This is a genomic window from Enterobacter cloacae complex sp. IR5459, assembly GCF_049238005.1.
Lineage (GTDB): Bacteria > Pseudomonadota > Gammaproteobacteria > Enterobacterales > Enterobacteriaceae > Enterobacter > Enterobacter hormaechei_C.
Genome location: NZ_JBMKIG010000011.1, coordinates 103,917 through 126,525, shown reverse-complemented (window position 1 = coordinate 126,525; position 22,609 = coordinate 103,917). Strand labels below are relative to the sequence as shown.

The following is a 22,609-nucleotide window of genomic DNA, read 5'->3' as shown; positions in this document are numbered from 1 at the left end:
TCCCGTTTGCAATTTAAGAGCCACTTAATGAGAAAGTAATAATTAAGTCATGCTCAACTCTACATATTACATTGAGGATGGCGTAACAGGGTACGGCATACTACCGCACCCTTCTGAAGAGCTTATGTTTGAGGGAATTCTATAGCAAATGTGGCCGTGCCAGATTGACCACTTACAGCGGGAGTAACGGGATACGTGCGCTCTTCACCATTACCAAGATCCAGTGACAGCGATTTAGTTTCACCAGGCTGGACCGTAACTCCGGCAACCGTAACGCCGAACTGGGCATTTTTCTGAACAGTCAGGGTTCCGTTTAACTGTCCGGTAATGATAGAACCGTCCTGACGCCGCAACACACTGGTTCGGATGATGGCCAGCGGCGTGTTGTCCGTTGCTTTCAGTGCTACGGCTGTGGCCAGCGTCTTGAGATTATCCAGCATAATCAGATTCGCAGGCTGGTAGGTAAAATTAAGCGTTTTAGTGGTCCGGTTACCTGATTCGTCAATAGCCAGTGCCTCCAGATGATACATCTGTCCCGATTCGTCAGTGTTGGGGAAGATTCTGGGGTATTCCGGAATAAAGACATCCTTGGATAACGGCGTGAATGCCAGGGTGACCTTTTCAGAGTTAGGTCCACCAGCGAGCTGAAGCGATGTCAGGGAAGCATCCCCAGAGGCATCAGTAACGCTTATGCGAAGGTTCTCAAGCCCTTTAACCAGTTTTCCTTCTGCGTCTGCGCCATTAAAACTGAACGCGATAACCGGAAGCGTTGAGTCAATTTTCAGCGGTGCATTAAGCGTTTTGGTTCCGGTGTTTCCAACAAGATCCGTGGCAGAGACGCTAACCACCGTATAATCCCCGTCCGGTAGACCAGCGTATGAGAAGGTGGCGTTTTTGGTTTTATAATCGCTTTCACTGACGGTCACAGGCTTCAGCGTGAAAGGTTCCCCCCGGGCATTTTTAAGGGTGGCTTCGAAAACTTTGGTATCCCAGTAGCTGATGTTCCAGGCGTTGACGCGATCATTATCGGTGGCCGTCATAGTGATTGTCTTGGAGGCCTTGTTTACCTGAGCGACATTAACCACCGGTGGGTTGTTATCCCAGATAACCGTAAAATTACCAGCAAGCGCATCGAATATGCTGTCACCATCTTTTCCCGAGTAAAGGTGCAGATACTCAAATCCTTTGTCACTGGTGTAGTTGAAGTTAACCGTCATCTCGCATGAACTTTGTCCGATAGGTATAGTGCAGAACCAGGCTGCATTTTTTACCGTTCTGAACTTTTGCACGTATGGTCGGGGTTCAGCGGTTACCTTTATGCGGCTAATGGTGGCGGTTTTAACGCTGATTGAGGCCTGAGTTAACCACTCACTGGTATCACTCCGGTACATCTCTTTAGCCACTATCTTCGGGGCTATTTCCATCGCCGGGGCTGGAGTGAAGTTGAGGGAGTTATGATGAATTCGTCTTACTCCTCCTGCCAGAGTCTGGAATTCATGATAAGTATCCCCCACATTGGGATATATGTATTTGAAAGTATAAATATTATAAGTGCTATCGGACGTCTGGAAATTCGAGTCCGCCCAGCCATATTTGGAACCGTTAACAGCAGTAAAGTCACTTTTTTTCCTTAATACCCGTACGGAAATAGGGTTCTGGAAGACGGTCATGCCAGACTGATAAGTGACCCATGATCCGGTAGTGGCGTCCTGCACCTGGATGATATCGTCAGGCTTAACCCGATCAATTACGCTTCGGCGGCTTAGTTCGATCCTGTTTCCCGCTTTGTCATAAAGGTAGATCCCCACTTTATATTCAGAGCGGTTTTCCGGTGCCAGGGCATTGCTGCTTGCGTCGGCGACTTGAACGGTTACGCTACCTTCCACTGTATTAATTTCCGCTGGCTTTTTACGCTCCACTCCAGCGGCATCGGTTATGAAATATTCAGCATTAGCAAGCCCGGAACCTTTATCACTCAGTCCATTAAAGACCAGTGCCTGGACGCTGGCGTACTGCATACCGGCTGGTACTGAAGTGAAGATCGCTTCGCTGCCAAAGTTCCACCCGTTTCTCGTATAACTTATGGTACCCGTTGCCGGAGGCGTTCGGTCAATTGCAAGCGGGTAATCCTGCCGGGAGACCTCCTTCCCTTGCAAGTCGGTAATCACCTCTCTGAGGGTGAAGCTATCTTCTCCCATCGCTGGTACGGTCAGAGTCTTGCCGTAATAATCAAAGCCTGTCGAAGATGTGGTACGGTCATCTACGGTAACCAGGCTGCTTTTCGTGCTCCAGATGAGGCTCCCGTCACTTTTCAGCAGACTGAGCGTAATATAACGGTCCAGACCGGAAATAACGGCAACGTCAAAGCTCGTTACCGGATTAATCCATACGGATGCAGGCGATACGGTCTTTTTAACGTTCAGGGTATCTTTAAAGCTGAATTCTGCGATTTCAGCGGAAGCTCCTGCGCTGAAACCTGCAAATGCAATAAGCAGGGCTAGTTTGATTTTCATGGGTTGTCTCCTGATCAGGTTCCCCATGATACTTTTTCAGTGTTCGAGATCTTTTCGGGAAAATAGCTAATTTTAATGTTTTTCTTTTCTGCCCGGCGGGACCTGTTTTGTTCCATTTTTATCAGTGAATGTAATGAGACCGATTCGTCCACTGTTAACAGTGTAAAAGCGAGGTTGAAAGCCAGCTTTGAGAAGGTTTTCAATAGCTGAAAAAAAATCTTTTTTGAGCATTGGTTTCAAGATGGTTTTCCTTTTATGCCCGGTGCCGCCGGGACGGTGGCATTAAATATACGCCATGTAAGTAAATTAATTTTTACCCATTTGATTGTCAATACAAACAAAAAATAAACCATGTTTATTATTTTACCAGCGATGCTATTTTAAAGTCCGTCTAAAATAAAAAACCAAAAAGTTAAATTTGAAGCCATCCTTCCTAAATTCATTTCTTGCGCATATTAGCCCCTGCTTTAAGTATATAATTTTTGAAAAAGTTGTCTGGAGGTTATTAGCTCGTGCATCTGGATTGTTAATATAAAGCCAACACAGAAAAGGAAAACAAAATGTATAAATTAGTATCTCCTCGTGAACTGACTGAGATTATTACCGGTTTACTGCTTAAACCTGAACTCCTTGGTGAGCTGGACTCACCAGAAAAGCATCGGATGTTTATGGCAGATTTAGGCCGGGTGGTGGCAGAACATTGTGGAGGTCTGGTAAACAGCGTCGTCTTGCCAGGAGCTGAAGTTACAGTGCCGGATGGGTTACCGCTTAACGGCCAGCCAGTACGTTATCTCGGAATCAAAGAGAGCATCCCTCACCTCCTTGTAGAGCCTGATGCTTCCTTACCTTCGCTCGCTAAAAACGTCTGGATGTATGCAGATCCTGAAGGCTGGAAAGAACATTTTGGAGCTGAGGAAGACTGCCTTACTCATGAAATGATGCAGCTGTTCCGTAAAGGTATCCAGGCTCTTCAGAAGGAGCATGATACCCCTGAAATTAGCCTCACACTTCAGGACTGGCGCCTGGAGGAGGAAACACTGAGAGAAGAGGACAGTCAGGCCTATCAGGTCAGCGTTACCGGCCAACATAACATCCACTGTGAAGTTGTTAACAAGGAAGGTAACCCCTGTTTTGGTGTCATGTTCGAAATCGATCAGGGTGTGCCTGCCTTACACATCAACACCGGCGGGGATATGTTGCTCCACATTCATTGCGCCCATAACGGACTCGTTCTGACCCCTGATGCAAGCGGTCAGCGATTTGAGAAGGCTCCCGTTGACCGCTTCGCTTATAACAGCCCATCCCTGCTGTTGTCTGCCGACTAACCAAGGCCAAATCTGAATTGTCCTGTTTAAGTAACCAACCCGCTGCCGCCAGGCGGGTAAATCCTCTTAATGGAGTTTTAATGCAAATCTCAACTGAAGTTCTGAACGTCTTATCTCGCTGCCGTGCTGAAGGGAACTTTCTTTTCCTGGCCGACCAGCTCGACCGCAGCATTTATGTTAAGACAAACAAAGTGCTGGAAGCTGCCGGTGGCAAATGGAACCGAAAAGAGCAGGCACATATTTTTACGGCGGATGCAGCTGAGCGTATCGAGCAAATCATTCTGACAGGTTCGGTCGACATCCCACGTGATTTGTTCAATTTCTTCCCTACCCCTGAGAATTTAGTCACAGATATGGTTCTACGCGCTGAACCAGCTGCCGGGGAACGTGTTCTGGAGCCTGAGTTTGGTGATGGCCGCATTCTGAAAGCCTTAAAACTGGCGGCTCCGGATGCATTGATTACCGGGATCGAATTGAACGATGAGCGATTCCTTGCAGTGAAGAACGATAGTGTCCTTAGCACAGGGGCCGAGCTGGTGCATACCGACTTTCTTGGGTACCAGCCCGATGAAACTTTTGATGTTATCGTTATGAATCCACCATTCCTTAAACGCTCTGACGTTAAACATGTCATGCATGCCATCGCAATGCTCGCTAAGCGAGGTCGCTTACAGGCCATTCTGTCAGCTGGGGTATTGTTCCGGGAAGACACACTGACAAAAGCGCTCAGGGAGCGAGTCAAACAACTTGGCGGACAAATTTCGCCTCTTCCGGATGATACATTTAGGGAGTCCGGAACAAAGGTCAAAACAGCCCGCCTTGAAATTGATCTTCGCCGCTAACTGACAAGCAACCGGAAAGAAATCTTAATACGAGTAGCCGGTTAAAGTTACCTGACCGGCTTAACTGACTAAATCAATAAAGAGTGAACAGAAATGACGCATACTGCCGTTTCTCAGGCTAATAGTGCTTTGCAGCTACCCACGCTGGAGCATGTCTACGCACTTCTGAAAGCAAATTGTAAACCTGACCGCTTTGACGGGCGTGACGGACCCGTGTGGGGCCAGGAATACTCGTGGAATCTGGCAAAAGATCGCTTACAGGATCTGGAGAAATACGGTAAGGCATATGTCTCCCGTCATGAAGACCGTATGGGGGAAGGATTTAGTTTTGGTCCTGACCTGTTAATTATTCGCTAACGCTCTTAAGGCCTGATGATATGGTAAGCACAACTGGAAAAAATATGTTTTCAAAGCCTATGACCACTTTCACACCAGAACGTATTGAACAAATTTTGGAATTTTCCGAGGGTAGTAACCCAAGCGAAGCAATGAGTCTTAGAGCTGACGAAGTTGCTGTACTGGCACGTATTGGAAAGGCAGTTATGTCGATTGCGCCTGTTTATCAGTGCGAGTTTTGCCACCATGACGCAACCGGGCAACTTCAGTGGCACTGGGAAGATGTGAACAAAGCTTTTTATGATAAATACGATCCAGACAGACGCGGAAGACGTCGAATCCTCTATACCGCCCCGCCGATGCCTTTAGTTTCGGCTGACCTGCTTAACATGGCTTCATCTGCTATTGAAGACTTGCTCACTAACAAAGACAGAAGTGGTGCGGGAATGTGGAATGACATTCCAGAACAGCTACGACGCGCAGCAGAACTGGTAATGGATAATAGCCGGGCCGCTGAAATAGAAGCGATGCTGATGCGTCTTTATGTAGAATGTGACACCGGTGAGCGCAGAGGCAACGGCAGTCAATCTGGCGTAGCAATGCCTTCGTGGCAAACCGTTGAAGAGGCACGTGTGTTGCTGGGGGTGAAATGATGCAGTTCTCGCCAGGGCAGTTTGTAATTCACAACAAGAAGCGCCTTGCGGAACGAAGGTAGACGTACTGACTGAGGTTCACTCCCCTCTCGACTGGTGGCGTAATACCGCCAGGTTTTGATTCATATATGCCGTCCGTTAACGCATTTATATCTGTCATACCTAATTTATCCTGATTCTTTTTTACACAAAGTAAAAGCATCACTTAATGCGATATGTGGATGCCGATAGTTTCAGGCTAATGTTATAAGTTTTGCAATCGTTGCCAGTTTGGATACCACAGCAATGTCAGATGTAATTCCAAAAAGAAAGATTTACGTCCTGAACGCACAATAAGGTTTGTCGAAAGGCAAATTATAGATTTGTAATTTCGAGCACCATATGGAGAAGTTTTTTATACTTTTACGAACATAGTGACCTTTAGGAAAAGCTTAAAATAACACCAAACCTAAAGGGGAATAAGAATGAAACATCTCGCTTTTATTACTGCTGTAGCCGGACTCGGTATGTCTGTTCAGGCCCCAGCTCAGATATATGAATCGGCCTTTAAGGACACGAACGGTATTGAGATCCACGCCCCGTCTTCTCGTCTTATGCTTAATCCGGCATCACCGGTAACTTTGACACTTATTTCAGGTCTTGATCGTTTCGTTAATGTCAAAGTCACGAAAGACACTGGAACTGTCATTCTTAATACTACGACTACACGGACGGGTGTATCAGACCGACTAACAGCTGCTGACGGTAGTGAGTTCTACGGCAAAAAAGTAACTTTGCCTGCTTTGGGTGAAGGCAAATTTGTCGTTCAGATAAACGTGTTAGATCTCAATCAGAAGCCTGTAGCGACCTATAACTATAACTGGCTAATTGATGTCACCCCTCCAGCGGCAAATGCTCTTACCGCTAATACTGGTTCTGGCTCTACCGCTGGTGACGTGTGGAAGCTTGGATTAGAGGCAACGGGGCAGTATGACTTCACCTCTTCGGGCGTAAGTGATGCAAATGGTATTGATAAGGGCCTAATATATATTTACAGGCAGGACGGTAGCCTCTACAGCACTACACAGATGCAGTATGACGTATCCGGCCAAAAGATGTACCACACTTACTCTAAGAATTCAGTTAAGGGAACCGGAATACCAGACAGCAACCTGGATGAAGACTTTACTGCAAAAGTTGTTATCTTCGATAACGCAGGTAATAGCCGAACGCTGCCAACTCAAAAATTTCGCTACGACAACACGCTGGGTGAGATGACACTGTGGGCCGTTCATGATCCAAATACGTCTTCCAGCGTCGTACCCGGGGTTTCTAATTATCCGGCTTACAAAGCCGGTATGGTCGTTAACGAAAACCCTATTCGATTAGTCTACCGGATCCCAAAATCTAACTACCGTGCTTATTCAGAAGGTGGGCTTCAGTTCATCAATCAATATTCCGCCCCCAAAGAGATAGCTGTAGACAGCACTTATGCTTATGTTGAAATGACTCTTCCCTATGGCTCAATTAATGGGGATATGGCTCGTATGGCGAACTTTGGCCAGTGGGGAGGGTATTATCCGTCATACAGCCTCGTTCTAAACCCATCTGCAAACCAAACGCCTGCATTTGCGGGTACCTGGGTAGATTTCCTCGATGATAAGGGGAACTGGGTTAAGTGGAAGGATTTTGAGAGTGTGGCTTCATCACGACTGCCAATTAAAATTTCCCGACTTCGTTTTAACGTTGAAGCCCGGCCCTTTGCACAAGAGATCGGCGGTAAGGCGACCTGCACCATTCCGGCAGGAAAAACCTCGTGTGAAGCGCCTGAGACGTTTGATATGGCCTTGGGTACCCAGGGCTACAATAGGATCCTTTACTTCGTTCGCAGCATCAGCAATCCCATTTTGCGGTCTGAGCAATGGATTATGACACGCTGGAACAATAAACAACTGCCGGTAATAAACTCGATATCATATGACGAGACTAACAAGCAGCTGGATGTACTGGCGTCACTTGAAGGCGATGGTAACTGGTTCGACTCGGTCTCATTGAGGGAATTTTATCTTTCCGATAAGAACACCGGTACCCGGATGTCACCCACAGGCGTAATCAAATCTCGTATCTCAGGTAACTACACGATTGCTTATGATTTATCCCGTCAGTCTGAAGGAAAATACAACGTTGAGGTCAACATCAGGGACTTCTTCCAGAACCAGACCAATAAAACTTTCGGAGAAATTGCTCTGGATAACACTCCTCCGACAGTGGCCATAACATTCGACGGAAAGCCGGTAAAAGACGATACGGTAGTGTACGGCCTGGAGAACCTCAGGATCGCTCTGGCAGATAATCTGACAACCCCGAGGATAACCCGTCTTCAGCTCGTAGGTGGCCCCACAGCTGATAACGTTGAGCTTACGTGGTCACCGGCAGGCAAAGATACATACATGCCTGAGTATCCGAGGCTGTTCCCAAATTTCGAACCATCTGAAAATTATTCAATTAGCGTAACAGTTGCCGATAGTCAGTCGAATACCAAAACCTATACTCAGAAGTTCAGTTATCTACCGAATAACCTTGTGCAGTTACATAATCTACGCACATTATCGGTCAGTTCGCCTCTCAAAACGACAGATGGCGTACCCCTTGCGTACCTGTCCACTAACGTTCTGCGTAAGACAAATGGAGAAATTGCTAAAGGGGTCCAGAACGCAACGCTGACTGTGCGGAAGGATGCAGCCTTCGGTATTAAATTTAACGGGGCACAGGCGGCTCCAGGTGAGTCAGTTGAGGTGCAAATAGATATGGGCCAGGGGGATAATCTTCTGTTACCCGTTTATCCTTCCGAAAATGGGAAAGTTGGCACCTCAGAATTCATGATTCAGATCGACGAGTTGAAGTAACTACCCGGAGCCGACAGTAAAACTGACGGCTTCAATTTTACTGCCCTCCTTGACTCCGATCAGCCAGTACGTCTTCAGAGATTCGCAAGGAAGAACCGAAAGAAAAGTTACTTTAATCGTACGTTTCCAGCGATGCTTTTAAAAGACAATGCACACTCGTTGATTACGACAATGGGAGTGAGTGTCGAAACCCTTGAGTAAGGATACCCGGTAAATATACAGCCCCGGGGATCCTCTTCCTTCAACCGGGGATGACAACGGTAGTGAGTCCGGCAACTCACTCCCGTTGTCACTTCTCTGACATATCGTCATACGAGCTTACTCAAGTGCATCCACAAAGATGGGATCGTTTTGAATCTAAACTGGTACTGGTTAGCCAGTCACTTGCATCTATTCCCCCGTCGATACTTAAGTGACAATTGTAGTGATCTGCAATACTGGTGTCTCAGAAACACTGACGACGGTAGAGACTCAATACCCTAACCCCTGACAACAGGAGTGAGCTTAGAGGTGTTACGCTGCTGTCACTTAATGCTTGGGAATTGCCTGACTCACAACCATTGTCATCCGGAGCTACTGATTAACGTTGAACCGCTGGACTTTAATGACAGTGGTAGTGATGGATAGGCTCATTTCCATTGTCGTCATTTTATCGGACAAGCCTCTTCGTCCTACAGGTTTAAGCTGACAATGGTAGTGATTGGATGATCTCACTACTGTTGTCACTCAGTTCTTTGAGCGGACCCTTCCCTCGGTTGGTCGGCATTAACAACGGTAGTGACTCGATTGGCTCACTGCCATTGTCATCGTGTAAATGACGTACCTTATCAGCTCAGCTGAAAGCAATGACAACGGAAGTGACTCTAATTGCTCACTGCCATTGTCGTCGTGTCTATTGAGAGCCTTATCAGTGCACCTGAAAAGCAATGACAACGGTAGTGATTCTAATGGCTCACTACCGTTGTCACCGTGTGTATTGAGAGGATGGTCCACTTAACTGGACGTCTATGACAATGGTAGTGACTTTAATAGCTCACTACCATTGTCGGCGTGTGAATTGAGAGGATGATCAGCTCAGCTGTACGGCCATGACAATAGTAATGACTTAATGAGCTCACTACCGTTGTCACCCTGTTAATTAAGAGGCTCATCTGCTCTTCTGGAAGGCTATGACAACGGAAGTGACTTGCTGGGCTCAGTGCCATTGTCGCCGTATGAATTGAGAGGATCATCCGCTCTTCTGGATGGCAATGACAACGGTAATGACTTAATAGGCTCACTACCGTTGTCATCCTGTAAGTTAAGAGGTTGATCTGCTCAACGGGACGACTATGACAACGGTAGTGACTTGCTGGGCTCACTACCATTGTCACCCTGTGAATTGAGAGGTAGATCCGCTTAACCAGACGTCCATGACAACGGTAGTGACTTTCTGGGCTCAATACCGTTGTCACCCTGTGATTTAAGAGGTTGACCCGCTCTACTGGACGGCCATGACAACGGTAGTCACTTTCTGGGCTCACTACCGTTGTCGCCACATAGAATGAGAGGAGCATCAGCTCAGCTGAACGGCAATGACTACAGTAATGAGCTGGATGAAGCATAACCATTGACATCTGGCCCAACCGGAAGCCGTATTCGCCAATCCAATCGAGATTCACAATGGCCGTGACTCGCCGCATTAAGTTCCGGTGTCCTCCCAAAGCTGAACGCACACTCGGAGGACAATGACAATGCCAGTAAGGTACACATCATTACCATTGTCACTATAGCTACCAGAGAAGCCGGGATTTGAATGTCGATGGTAGTGAGTGGGTCAACTCACTGCCATTGTCACCCCGTTACGATATTTTCCGTTGGATGTACTGGCCAATGAAGTAAAGCGTAGAAACCGGGTGTTAACAGGTGACTCAGGAGAAAGCGTTGAATTCGCAATCTCGATCTACATAGGGTGGTAGAGAACAATGACAACGGTAATGACTTTTGACTCATTACCGTTGACGTGAAAGAGCGGGCTGGGACTAACGAAAATCGAAGAAGTAATTTAGCACCCGGAGCCTGAACCGCCGGGTTAACTTTAGCTGGCGTTGCTGTTCTTTTTCTGGCTTCGAAGACTACGAATATAGCGCAGTTCTTCAGCGGTTAAATCATGGACGGTAAGAACATCATCGCCGTCTATCGGGTCAGCTGGTGGGCATAACTCACCTTCTAAAACAGAAGACCCTGAGTTCTCTTCTTCATCTTCAACCACTTCTAAAGGAGGCTGAGTATTGTTCAAATTCAGATCGGGATCCCGCTTATGAATCTGGAAGTATACTTTTCCGTCTTTCTTAATTTCGGTGTACTGGAGGTATCCTATCGATGCCAACTCTTCAAGAGCCTTTCTCACGGTAGCATTCTGACTATTTGCTCGTGTTTTGAGGTTCAGACGATTTTTCAGCCGAGTAAGGGATATCGGTATAGGATTTGGCGGTAATGACTCTATGAACGTATAGAGAGCCTGGGCGCTTTCCTTCTTGGCCAACTCCTTAATTGCCTTCAGCTGCATCAAAACCTTATGATCGTATTGATAGAGCTCGAAAATCTTAGGATCAACCTGAAGGACAACCTGATCTGATTCCGGGTCTAACAGGGCAGACTGTACCAGATGCGTTGTATAGACTTTGGACGAGTTATTACTGGTGAACGACAAGGTAACGGATGCTAACCTGCGTAAGGAGGCGTCTATACGTTTTCTGGACGCTGTAGATGAGCGATAATTTTCAGGCGTACATAGCTTGAGGAATTCAGTGAATTTTAAGCTTATCGTGTCATTGTTAATCGGATGATTGGCATAGGTTCGAATGATGCCCATCCACGTCTTAAAATCTACTGACATATCAAGACGCTCACCGACAATTGAAATATTGGTGAACCCCTCGCTCTCCATTAAAGAGAGCGTCTGTAACTCTTTCGTTGCGTCAAAGCCAACCGTTTTATATTCCCGATTTTGACGCCCCACACTCTTTGGTGATGGGACGAACAGCCCGAGCCGCATCAAAGCAATAGACTGCACCGTACGGTTGCTGTTAGGACGCAAAATGATGTCTTTACCTGATTCTTTCTCTCTAACAGAGAAAGCCCTGGTGACCAGGTCCTGCTGCTCAGTATCTTTCTCTTTAGTCATAATAAGTTATCACTGAATGTGTAAACAGATTGGTGAATAGTAAGCCCCAGCGAACTCTATGTCACTGGATGGATCATTGTGATGATCCATATCTGTGCATAAGTTCTACCTAAAAAAACGACTCCACTCATTAAAACTTGGCAAAAACTCTTTGCATACAATGACCTGCAACTCTTATCAACAACGGATCAGATCAAGTTAAAAAGATCTAATGAAAAGTCACTACTATTGTCGCTCTGATCACTACTGATGTCAAAAAACTCATTACCAACGTTATAATAATCACTACCAATGTCAAAATAATCACTACTGTTGTCACTGATCACGTCTCAGGCCTTGTGCCGTCTGGCCTGGAGGCAGCGGGGATCTCTTTTGATCTATCAGGAACACTAAGGTACTAATTATTGGAACTACCTTGTGGAAAATGGGGATAAATAAATGCTTAGTTCTTATACAGGTCTCAACTTGCCTCCCTGATAAAAACTGTCGTCAAAGCTAAATCACAGCCACAGGCATTTTCGGTGGATAAATTTTTGAGAAATAGAAGCATACATGCAGACTCGTGTCGCAAGTAATTGAAAGTAATAATTTATTTAAATAATGCGAGTCACCTTACCTTACAGTGGAAGTTTAAGTCTAACCTCACTACCATTGTCACTTAAAATCATTACCAACGTCGAAATAGTCTCTACCATTGTCTTTTAAGTCACTCCCGTTGTCACTTATGTCGCTACTGTTGTCAGTGACAATGCTCCAGCCCAGTAACCATGCGGCCTACAGCGTACCGGGATCTTCTTTGTACTCTCTGGCACCTTTGGGATCATTTATTGGATCTACATGAGGGATAAAATCTTTTGACGATTTCGTAGTGCAGTTATACCAGCGACTTAGCAAGACAAAAGCTGCAATTTAGTGACGAGTTACTAGTCTGCCCAACAAGAGCAATGCAGAGAAGATATGTGGTGAAATGACCATGGTAGTGAGTCTAATCACTACCATGGTCCGCAGTAAGCGTTACTTACGCAATGAACGTCGGACTGATTTGCAACAACATGGGCTACGGCGCATCAGAAGACGGCCGTTGTGCTTCAGCAAAACAGCCCTGCTTTATTTTAATTCTTCAATGTTAATCATGAACTCAGATCTGCCTGTAAGGCCGGATACAGCAGGGAAAATAGGAAAGCTACGGCTGTCCCCGAGCCCCAAATCCAGTTGAAGCTCTTTGCTTTCACCTGGCATCGCAGAAACACCATTTACAGTCACGCCGAATGCAGCGTCCTTACGGACAGTAAGCACTGCGTCCTGAAGCCCTGTAGCGATTGAACCATCCTTTTTACGCAGCTGGCTGGCATACAGAACAGCCAGAGGAGTATTGTCAGATGTTTTGAGAGAAGCATTGACAGCTAAGGTTTTCAGATTCTCTAGCCTGACGAGATTGTTTGGAAGGTAGTTAAATTCGACTGAGCTTTCTTTAACGTTGTTCATCTCATCTTTGGCCTGAACTGTGAGAGTGTATGTTTCGCCTTCATTAAGAGACGGAAAGATCTTGGGATAATTAGGTGCATACAGGTTGTTTCCCAGATTCACCCAAGACAATTCCACCGCATCAGAAACAGGGCCACCGCGAAGAGTCATACGGCTTAAGGATGGTTTAGTTAGAGCATCGGTGAGCTGTATACGGACGTTCTCCAGCCCATATACTGTTACGTTTTTGCTGATCGGTTTTCCTTCGTAGCTAATACTTACAGATGGTGCTGTATTATCAACGACAACAGTTTGATAAGGGAGGTTACCGGTATTGTTGAATGTATCTTGGGCATTAATTACCACGTTATAACTGCCTTCTGGTACCTCTTTCATGTTGAACTCATACGTGTAGTTCCCAGACGCCATATTTCTACCTGTTTGTTTGCCGGTTACGCTTATTTCTGCGTTGTTACGGTTTTTATCTGACAACCAAACTCGATTTACATAAACATGGTCGAAATATGAACCATCTCCAGGTTGATTCACGTAAACCTGGAGAATGTTGGTGGTTTCAATGTAATCAAATCCAGTGACGGAGGGACCCAGTGTATGCCAGGCTATATTCTCCCATATAGGGGCAAAGAAGGTTGCTTCGGTGGTTGACCTTACTTCATAGCCACTATGAAGATAGCCGGTAGTGCCATTTATAATATCCTGGGGCAAAGAGACGGTACAGGTTGTTGAGCCAGCTGGAATACTGCATGTTGCTCCGCCAGTGATTTTTTGATCATATGGCCTAGCCTGTACATTGAACCGGATATTAGTAAGTTTTATAGGCATATCAGATGCCTTGAACAGGTTCCAGTTTACGCTGTTGAACCATGTTCCATCAGCCTTTTGTCGTTCTATGGGTGAACTTCCCCAAGCCGGACTCTTTACAGAGGCAGGATCCCAGTTGAGCCAGCTGGCATACTGACCAAGATCTCCTCCAGACCATTGATATGTATTCACAGGTCTATAGTAGTTTCCATCTAAGGCACCCTGTGGCAGCTTAACTTCCACGTAGACATAGGTGGCATCTTCGGAAAGGACCTGTACTCCGCCATAGTTATTGGTAATGCTCATGCCACCATTTCGATATGGCTTCCAGTTAGTTCTTGGGATACGTATAACCAACTTGTAGGGGTTTTCCAGCACTGTAAGGCCTCGTTTAAACGGGACGTATCCCGAAGAAATGCCGGGTACAACACTGGTGCTTACACGTGAGTCATGAACTGCAAATGGCGTAAATTCTCCCATTTGATCGTCATATAAAAACCGCTGGGGAGGAATGTTAAGCGTATTTCCTGCCAGGTCCGTAACGATGAAATTGAAGGTGAATTCTTCATCAAGATCACTTGAGGGCATGCCAGCCTGGGTGTTCATATCTTTAATCCACGGATAGAACGCACGTTTATTGGCTGTGTCATAACTCAGGTTATTGTCGGAGACCACAGAACCATTACTTCGTTTAATGACAAGACGGATCTTGGCAATTCCACTAGCATCCTCAATACCGTCTGCAAATATAGAAAACTGGCCACTACCGCCTCGGCCCAACTCCCAAAGTGGCCCAGAAAGTACCATGTCGTAACCTGCGTTTTGACTCGGATAAATACTCTTATAGCGTGGAGGAGTTGTATCAACGATGAAATGATAAGTAGATGTGCTCACTACAGTCTGGCGAATATCCAGAGTTTCATTGACTACAGTAAAGGTCCCTTCTCCGAGCGCCGGTAGAACCATATCCTTTCCATAGTATTCTGTTCCATCGGCAGCAACGATACGATCTGCAACGCTCGTTTTGGTCGAGACGGAGGAATACATAACCTTTTTATCGCTGTCTCGTGTGACCGTCACTCGCTCGTACCGATCAAGACCCGATATCAAGTTCAGAGTCAAAACACCAGCGGGATTAAGATATGTTTGTGTTGCAGGCTTAATATTCCGAACAGCCTTATTGGTATCTGTAAATGAGTAGCTAAATACCTGAGCATGTGCCGAAGATACAGTAGCAAGGGCAGTTGCAACCATGCAGCCAATTAGAGTTTTACGCATATGATGCTCCGGGAATAGGTTATAGCCTTATTCTACGGATTCAGCCTACAAGGTCCGGTCGGATAAAGTGATAATTTGCCTGTTAAAAGAGACATCAAGTGAGAAAGCAACCAACGTACAGAATGCAAAATGGCGGCAGTGCATCTGGATGACGCAAAAGTAACTTTTTGTACCCACTTTTTTGGATTTTAGCCTTCAAAATGAGTATTCAACCAATCATAAAAGTAACTTTTGATAGACGCTGCTCCTTTATGTTTGCCAATTGTGCTGATATGTTTTTAAATTCAAGGAAGCGAGATTTTAAAAGCATCTGTTGAGTCAAATTTATGTAAAATAACAGGGTAACCATCACTTCTAGGTTGAGGAAACCCAATGTTATACATGCTCTTATGCTGTTTTCTGATGCTCAACAGTACATTCGTTATGTTCAGAGCAATGTCTGCAATAAGTAAAGGATCCGCTAAAGAAAACCGGTCTGAAATATCGCTGATAGTCCTAGCAACACTTGGAATTGCATCACCATTCATTGTCGCAATGATTACTATTAATGAAAGTATGACATCTAAAACAGTAACAGATTTTTCTTTGGGTGCTCAGTGGTCCGGAATGGTTTCAGCGGTAGCGCTAATGGGGTTATATGCTCGACGCGTTTGGAAAGAGAAGAAGTCCTTATTTACTGGCGCTTTCCTGGCCTCTTCCTTAATGGCCTTTATTTTTACTGACAGCCTTGTTTTCGTATCCCAGAAGGACACCGGCGTTCTGGCTACTTTCGTACTCGATAAAAACGCTGGAGATATTGATTGTAGTCGCCCGGCTATGATTGTCCATTACAGTAAAGGTGTTCCAACGGACTGGCGTTGCCCAACCAGTATCATGTTGATGGCGTATTCTTCATATCCTTTTTTACCTTGGCCTGAGTATAGCCATGGTACCAGCCAGTCTCTTACGGTTGTTATTGATACATTTATGGAAAACGCTGTTAATCTCAGTCAAAAATAATAAATAAACCTCTCTAGTGAGAGGTTTTATAAACCTGAGCCACCAATCTAATTAACTCTATATTTTTGTTTTAGCTTTTTTAAAGGTAGACTTACCGAATAAAACAGCAATTATAGAGCAAAGGCCTGGCGTTAGGACAAAAGCTAATAATGCACTGCCAAAACTTGTCATTTCAGGCACCACGAACCAGCTGATAGGCCACGTCAGGGCAGGTAAATTTAGCGGATCATAAAGCGCATGTAGAGCGCTTAACACACAGTAAAGTGCTAAAAAGCAAACTAGATAAACAACGATCCACATTTTAATTTGCTCAGCAATTTCAAATTTAGGACTGCCCATGCTTTACCTCAGTGGCTGAATATTGATGGTTAATATCTTTAATCACCCGTAAGCACTTAGTGCATACCTTAGTTCGATTTGTCTGCTTGTCCAGAGTGTATTTAACTTCAAGTTGACCTCCAGCATTAAGCAAAGTGAGCATCTCATCTTCTAACACGCTTCGGTAAATGGTCTTGTCCGAGAGTGTGCCCGGTAACGAGTACTCAACATAATTGTTTGAAACTCTTACCGATTTAGGGATTTTACCACTGAGCTGGATTTCATTCGTTGAAGGCATTACAGTTACTTTAATCACAGTTGCCGGTGACCAGAAATCCTGATAACGCACTTTATGAATTTTATCAGCTCTAAGGCCTAACCACACATTTCCGGCGATAAGAACAATAAGCAATCCATAAACTGATCGTCGAATGTTACGCCTTTTAATCACAATGTCCCCCATCCCTCAAATATCATTCTAAATAACTGCACCAGGATATCATGAGCGTAATTAAAAGAATTCTTCATAACCGGGGTTTTCAGTTGAGTTTGCGGACTCTTTACTTTGCGGTTTCTCGCCCTCTATTTGAGTATCCCTGACAGGTTTGGATTTACCCATGCTCCTCTGAAAGGTATCCATAACAAACTCAATATCTTCTTCTGGCAGGCTGGTGGGTTGGTTGCTCATAGGACTTCCTCTTGTTGAATACGTTCGGCGTACAGGATGCGAACCGAAACGGTCGTGTTTTCAAACTCGTTCTCAAAAACGTCCATCCATTCCGTCCGGAATTCTTCCCCCAGAAGGTTATCGAGCCCCTGAAGAGATAATGGAAGAACGGCTGCTAGAGATCCCCCGGCTGCGAGATGAGATGCAGCTGCCTGGAGATGCAGCCTGGCCCGGTTATCGGCAAAAGGTGGGTTCATCACGACATAATCAAACTTCTTCTGTTGATTAGACTTAGACCATGTGAGGAAGTCAGCTTCTGTCGTATCGTATCCCTTAGCCCGGGAGATAAGGCAATTCAAAGTATCAAGCTCGATGCCAGTAACGATCACACCGGCAGGGAATGATTTAAGCAAATCCGCATGGCCAATATTAGGCTCCAGGAGGGTATCCCCTTCCCCTGCACCGAGCAGGGAATATACATATTCGCTGATTCGGCAAGATGAAGGGTAAAACTGATGCGATACAATATCAGGCATCTCCCCTATCTGGCCGATGTAACGAATAACCTCACACGGATCATAGGAAAATGTCACATCGTATTTTGTTACTGTTGCCCCTAAGAACCGAAGGGTGTCAGCGGCAACACTCGAAGATTTGCGTTCGGCGAGAGACCCTAAAGATGTCCAGCAACTCCATTTATTGTCCCCGTCATTTTTAAACATTAGTTCAGAAAGCTGCATCCGGGTATCAAAGTCGATGCACTGCTTAAGTACAGGGAATGCCTCCAAAGATTTCTTGCTATGAGCCATGCGGTCGGCAGGTAATGCCAGCGGTACGATAGCTGATAAAATATTGTTAAGCCGCTCGGCGATATCAGGGTGGACGTCAATATGCATTGATCCATTTTTGTAAACCCTGAAACGAATACTGTTGCCATCGATGCAGATCCATTTTCTGAACCCCTCATGTTCGACCAACGCCTCAACCAATGATTTGGTGTTATGGATCGCCTTCACCTGTTCGCCACGGAAGAATGCGCATATAACGCGGAGCTCGCTCAGTGGTGAAATGCCAGACTCTTTAAAATCCACCCTTAATTTCTGCCAGGGGTATTTAGACGGCTCGCAAACTCCGGTAGTGATCATGCGGGTGGAGAACCCAAAAGCTTTGTTTGTCTTATGACTGCGGCTCAGAGACTGGAAGACGTCGTAAACCCTTTCTTTAATAAATTGATTGCGGTCATTAAGCAAAGCAACGACTGTGCCTACTACAGCGTCAGCTGTGAAATCAGGGATCACCTGAGGCGGCATAATATAGCGGTCGGCCGTAAACTGCTTATCCCATTCGTTACGTTTGGCATCCGACATGATAGGCAAAACATCAGTGAGTGCCATAACGCGTTTCCAGTATTCAGATCTCAGAGCGTTTTCCGCGAACAAGGCATCCGCTTCAGAGATACTGTGGTTGTAGCCTGAGAGATAAGAATAAAGTTTCTGGTGATTGTGGGTTTTGAACTGGACAGCCATGTGTTTCAACAAGCAGAGTTCATCATTATAGGACTCAACAAGATCCGCGATAATGCCGAGCTCTTTGCGCATATCTGGAAGAAATGTTTCAGAAGAGCTAACCACCAGGCTATGAGAGGTTGTTAAAGCCAGTACGCTGTGACCTGCATTATCGGGTTTAGCTTCAGAATCAAGAGATGACATTTTACCGGTCCTTTAGAAAAAACTTTTACCAGGATAGCAACGTCGCTCTGTAACCTAATAGGTTCAGTGACACGAAAAAGTTTTTTATGTCTCTGAATAAAACTTAAAGATGTCAACTCATAGAAAGAAGCAAAAAAAAAGCCCCGCATAAACGGGGCAAGAACGATACATGGAGGTTTAAAAAAGGCGGGCAAAAAGCCTGAATCCTTAATGACTCTGACAAAACCAACACTTTGCCAAAAGTAAATTATTCTGCGTCCGGCTGTGGGTCAGTATCCTGATCGGTCTCTTCCCCTGCCTTCTTAGCATTTTTTTTACGTGGGTATTTTGGCTTCTCACCATTAAGTTTTGCCTGACGATTCTCCGCACGGCGAAGCTGCTTGTTCTCTGATTCTGTGATCTCTTTTGAAAGATTTCTCAGCATCTCCAGAGTACTGCGGTTCAACGTAATGTTGATTTCTTCGTCAGCACTTGAATCTGTCATCTCCGGCAATTCAATATCCCCCAGTTTCTGTAATAAGCTGGTGGTGATGAGTTTGACGCCTTCTACGGCTTTTGTGGCAATAACCGGCGGAATCCGTGCTGGCTTGAAGTCTGAAGGTCTGACTCGTACCTGACCATGTTGGGTTTTTTTCACCGTGATGCCATTCGCATCGGCCTGCTCAAGTTCCGCGATCATCTTCTTGATACGTGAAATTGCTTCTGTTTCACCGAGCTCATCGATCAGTGAAAGCACGTTAACATACGAAATAGCGTCAGCATGAATCCATTTCTTGATAACAACAGAACAGGTTGTCAGGCGGATAAGAGAACTGATGGTCGTCGGGCTTTTATTTTCACGTTGAGCAATTCGTTCGAGTGACCAGCCAGCAAGAGAATGTAGGCGACGATAGGACTCGCCAAGCGCAACAGGAGAAAGCGCAAGACCACGGTTACCATCAATGGTCGCGAGCTCACAGCCAATTTCATCTTCTTTAATCTCAACGCAAAGGATTGTGATGTCATGATCTTCATCACATGCCATCATTGCGGCTTTTAAACGGCAGTGCCCCTGGCGAACAAAAGGTACCCCATCAATGACACGTACTCGGATAGGGTCTACATAGTCACCTCGAATGTAGGCATTCTTGATGTTGTAGATGTGTTCTTCAACCTCAGGGAGCTTATAGTAATCGTCACCCATTCCCATTTCGCGGGAGTTGAAGCCTGGCGTGACCTGAATTACTGAAGGGTGGATAGCCCATGCTTTCTGGTCACTTACTTCAGTACAAAGTTCAGGGTTTGCATCACGGAACTGTTTAAGCCCAGTGACGTAACGACCTGTGCCAGTAACTACTGAAAAGGCAACATGGGCCGTTTTAAAGACCTTGTCATTAGCTTGCTGTGTAGGTTCTGTCAGTAAAACACTCATAGGGGCTCCGTTACATTTTTCTGCTTACTTTCTGCGTAGCGGGGATACTACCGAAAAAAAAATCCATAATTTTTCGCAAAAAAGGTACTTTTTGAGCCTATTCTGATTTTTCACAAAAAAAGAGGGCTCCCCATTTCTTGTGATGGCATCAAAATCGCTTCATAAACAAAGACATAAATCCAAAACATAAAGTTCAGGTATCAGTGAGGAAAAATCTTATAAATCCGCAATGCTGAAAGTCAAAACTGTGCGTCTTAAACAACTTTTTTTTGCTCCCTAAGTTATTAGTTAAAGCCCGTGGTTAGGTACGATACCAGCACCTAAATTTCTCTCTCAGGTATAGACACTTTGACTCGACATCTCAGACACATGCCGATAATCAAATGGGCTGGTGGAAAAACGAAACTGATGCCTTTCATCAGCCATCACTACCCACACGATCATAGTTGCCGGTGGGTAGAACCCTTTATAGGCGGTGGTGCCGTTTTTCTGAACATGTTTGCACAAAATGCATTGCTTGCAGATAGCAATCCAGACTTGATCAACCTATACAGGACTATTCAAAGACAGAAAACTAACTTTATAAATCAGGTCCAAAACCTAGCGGATAAAACCTTTGTCGAAAAGGACTACTATGAGATGAGGGACCGTTTCAACAAAACCTGTATTTCTGGTCAACCGCTTCAAAGAGCGGCTTTGTTTTACTCCCTGAATCGCCTGGGCTATAACGGTATGTGCCGCTATAACTCAGAAAGAATCTATTCAGTGCCCTGGGGGAAACATACAGAACTGAAGCTTGACTTCAATAAAATAGACTACCTTTCATTTCGTCTTTCAGGTATTGAACTGATCACCGCTGGTTTTGAGGAGACTCTGGCCGCAACCGGCGAAGGAGATCAGATTTATTGTGATCCGCCATATGACAAAACAAGCAAAACTAGTTTTGTCAGTTACGATGGTAAACCGTTCAGCCAAAGCGACCACGTGCTGTTAGCAAATATGCTCGTTGACGCTCACAGAAAAGGCGCTGCTGTTGCGATATCAAATAGCCTGACACCATTCACTTTGGGCCTCTATGAAGAGCGTGGATTCGTCATACACAGACTCAGCGCTTACCGATCCGTAGGAAGTAAGCCAAATACACGGAAAACGGAAACAGAAATACTGGCCGTGCTGAAATAGAGTTAATTCTAATCAACGGGGCTAATCCATTCCTGAAAAGTTAATACCTCAGGGTGAGTTCGTTGAACATAAGGTATAAACTGAAGCTCTTCTATTCTCCGGTCGCCCCTCTTTCCTTCGCAAATAAATGAAATGAGTCCTTGCTGAGAAAGCCCAGTAAGGACGCTCATAAGTCTTATATTTAGAGTTTTAAGCTGTAAGTCGTTATTAATGTCCTCCACTTTATGAGAGCTCTGGCCTGAACGTTTAAGATACTCGTAAACCATGAAATTCGAATTTCGTCGTTTTAACAATTTTTCGGTTATGCATTCCTGAATGAAACCGCCAAGAGCATCTAAAAGCGGACTGAGAACTACCGGGAAAGTTAATGTGTAACTTTGAGAAGTTTTAGACAAAGTAAATGAATTTAGAAAGCTAAAGTTAAGTCTCTTTTTTGAATATGGAGCGTAAGCGACAAGAGTAGTTGACATAACAGTAAGTAAAGCTTCAAGATGTTCCACTGTTATTAATGTGGTTTTATCTGTATTTCTTAGATTATGGAAATCAATAAACGCTACTCTTGAACGGCTAAGCCAATCTTGTACTTTAATGTCGATAGAAAATTGCGATATATGATTTGAACATTCATTTTGGTTGATAGGGCATGCAGACGAAAGATGGTTATGGATTATCATGCATAGCACAAAAAAAGGAAATCGGCAGGCTGTGGGGCATTGAAAACCGGTTAAAGAAAGCTTAGACGTTTCATATGCGCTTACCGGAAAAGTAACTTTTCTTAACGTTGGCTTTGACGATGTTCTTGCATTTTTACAAATGAAACCGAGACCCAGATCATTGTGCATTTTAAAGTCCATCTCCATCATCACCTTTTAGCCTTAACTGTATGGTATTGGTATACAAAAAATTAAAAATTATAATTAATAAGATTATCATTTTTTTACTATTGAAAAGGTTGTGATAGAGGGGAATTTAAATGTAAAAGATTTATACTCGCAGATCTTTATGAGGGATAAAACCCATTGCGTAAGCAACAATATTA

The 22,609-nt window shown here is 44.9% G+C and carries 17 protein-coding genes; 7 read left to right on the top strand and 10 right to left on the bottom strand.

Translation table 11 applies throughout. The features are described 5' to 3' along the window. Positions 1–122: 122 nt before the first annotated feature. Positions 123–2,513 (bottom strand): Ig-like domain-containing protein, encoded by a 2,391-nt coding sequence (locus ACOTX4_RS20510; protein ID WP_000694550.1) that lies wholly within the window; start codon positions 2,511–2,513, stop codon positions 123–125. 72 nt (positions 2,514–2,585) lie between these two features. Then, positions 2,586–2,753 carry a hypothetical protein gene (locus ACOTX4_RS20505; RefSeq protein ID WP_000803860.1) on the bottom strand — a complete coding sequence of 56 codons (168 nt, stop codon included), beginning with the start codon at positions 2,751–2,753 and terminating at the stop codon, positions 2,586–2,588. A gap of 320 nt (positions 2,754–3,073) precedes the next feature. Here ACOTX4_RS20505 and ACOTX4_RS20500 point away from each other — a divergent pair, with 320 nt between their 5' ends. From ACOTX4_RS20500 to ACOTX4_RS20480, 5 genes are all read left to right on the top strand, one after another. Continuing rightward, a complete protein-coding gene (locus ACOTX4_RS20500) occupies positions 3,074–3,838 on the top strand; it encodes a hypothetical protein (protein WP_000277497.1) in 765 nt (254 codons plus the stop codon). Between the two features lie 80 nt (positions 3,839–3,918). Then, entirely contained in the window at positions 3,919–4,680 is a 762-nt protein-coding gene (locus tag ACOTX4_RS20495) for a methyltransferase (protein ID WP_001167416.1), read from the top strand. A gap of 93 nt (positions 4,681–4,773) precedes the next feature. Beyond that, positions 4,774–5,037, top strand: a complete 264-nt coding sequence (locus tag ACOTX4_RS20490; RefSeq protein ID WP_000149861.1) for a hypothetical protein — start codon at positions 4,774–4,776, stop codon at positions 5,035–5,037. Positions 5,038–5,057: 20 nt separating this feature from the next. Then, positions 5,058–5,669, top strand: coding sequence for a hypothetical protein (locus tag ACOTX4_RS20485; RefSeq protein ID WP_001572415.1), 612 nt, complete (start codon positions 5,058–5,060; stop codon positions 5,667–5,669). A 464-nt stretch (positions 5,670–6,133) separates the two neighbouring features. Next, positions 6,134–8,554 carry an Ig-like domain-containing protein gene (locus tag ACOTX4_RS20480; RefSeq protein WP_000681217.1) on the top strand — a complete coding sequence of 807 codons (2,421 nt, stop codon included), beginning with the start codon at positions 6,134–6,136 and terminating at the stop codon, positions 8,552–8,554. A gap of 2,077 nt (positions 8,555–10,631) precedes the next feature. Here ACOTX4_RS20480 and repHI2 read toward each other — a convergent pair. Together repHI2 and ACOTX4_RS20470 are read right to left on the bottom strand one after the other, a co-directional pair. Continuing rightward, the gene (repHI2, locus tag ACOTX4_RS20475) at positions 10,632–11,720 is read right to left on the bottom strand and encodes an IncHI-type plasmid replication initiator protein RepHI2 (protein ID WP_000159528.1); all 1,089 of its coding nucleotides are present in this window, start codon (positions 11,718–11,720) and stop codon (positions 10,632–10,634) included. Between the two features lie 1,107 nt (positions 11,721–12,827). Then, positions 12,828–15,284 (bottom strand): Ig-like domain-containing protein, encoded by a 2,457-nt coding sequence (locus ACOTX4_RS20470; RefSeq protein WP_001232713.1) that lies wholly within the window; start codon positions 15,282–15,284, stop codon positions 12,828–12,830. Between the two features lie 372 nt (positions 15,285–15,656). On the opposite strand from ACOTX4_RS20470, the gene ACOTX4_RS20465 reads away from it, so the two are divergent. After that, positions 15,657–16,283 (top strand): hypothetical protein, encoded by a 627-nt coding sequence (locus ACOTX4_RS20465; RefSeq protein ID WP_000966518.1) that lies wholly within the window; start codon positions 15,657–15,659, stop codon positions 16,281–16,283. Positions 16,284–16,340: 57 nt separating this feature from the next. Here the strand turns inward: ACOTX4_RS20465 and ACOTX4_RS20460 are convergent, their stop codons facing one another. From ACOTX4_RS20460 to ACOTX4_RS20440, 5 genes are all read right to left on the bottom strand, one after another. Beyond that, entirely contained in the window at positions 16,341–16,622 is a 282-nt protein-coding gene (locus tag ACOTX4_RS20460) for a hypothetical protein (RefSeq protein WP_000535423.1), read from the bottom strand. After that, positions 16,609–17,052 carry a hypothetical protein gene (locus ACOTX4_RS20455; protein WP_001805248.1) on the bottom strand — a complete coding sequence of 148 codons (444 nt, stop codon included), beginning with the start codon at positions 17,050–17,052 and terminating at the stop codon, positions 16,609–16,611. The genes ACOTX4_RS20460 and ACOTX4_RS20455 overlap by 14 nt, the downstream gene beginning before the upstream one ends. A 60-nt stretch (positions 17,053–17,112) precedes the next feature. Continuing rightward, positions 17,113–17,289, bottom strand: coding sequence for a hypothetical protein (locus tag ACOTX4_RS20450; protein WP_000070862.1), 177 nt, complete (start codon positions 17,287–17,289; stop codon positions 17,113–17,115). After that, on the bottom strand, positions 17,286–18,977 hold the full coding sequence (locus tag ACOTX4_RS20445) for a DUF4942 domain-containing protein (protein ID WP_000096325.1): 1,692 nt from the start codon (positions 18,975–18,977) through the stop codon (positions 17,286–17,288). The genes ACOTX4_RS20450 and ACOTX4_RS20445 overlap by 4 nt, the downstream gene beginning before the upstream one ends. A gap of 247 nt (positions 18,978–19,224) precedes the next feature. Then, positions 19,225–20,388: a hypothetical protein gene (locus ACOTX4_RS20440; protein ID WP_000114860.1), complete on the bottom strand. Its 1,164-nt coding sequence runs from the start codon at positions 20,386–20,388 to the stop codon at positions 19,225–19,227. 369 nt (positions 20,389–20,757) lie between these two features. Here ACOTX4_RS20440 and ACOTX4_RS20435 point away from each other — a divergent pair, with 369 nt between their 5' ends. Then, on the top strand, positions 20,758–21,570 hold the full coding sequence (locus ACOTX4_RS20435; RefSeq protein ID WP_001121574.1) for a DNA adenine methylase: 813 nt from the start codon (positions 20,758–20,760) through the stop codon (positions 21,568–21,570). An 8-nt stretch (positions 21,571–21,578) separates the two neighbouring features. Here the strand turns inward: ACOTX4_RS20435 and ACOTX4_RS20430 are convergent, their stop codons facing one another. Next, the gene (locus ACOTX4_RS20430; protein ID WP_000970401.1) at positions 21,579–22,433 is read right to left on the bottom strand and encodes a hypothetical protein; all 855 of its coding nucleotides are present in this window, start codon (positions 22,431–22,433) and stop codon (positions 21,579–21,581) included. Positions 22,434–22,609: the final 176 nt, after the last annotated feature.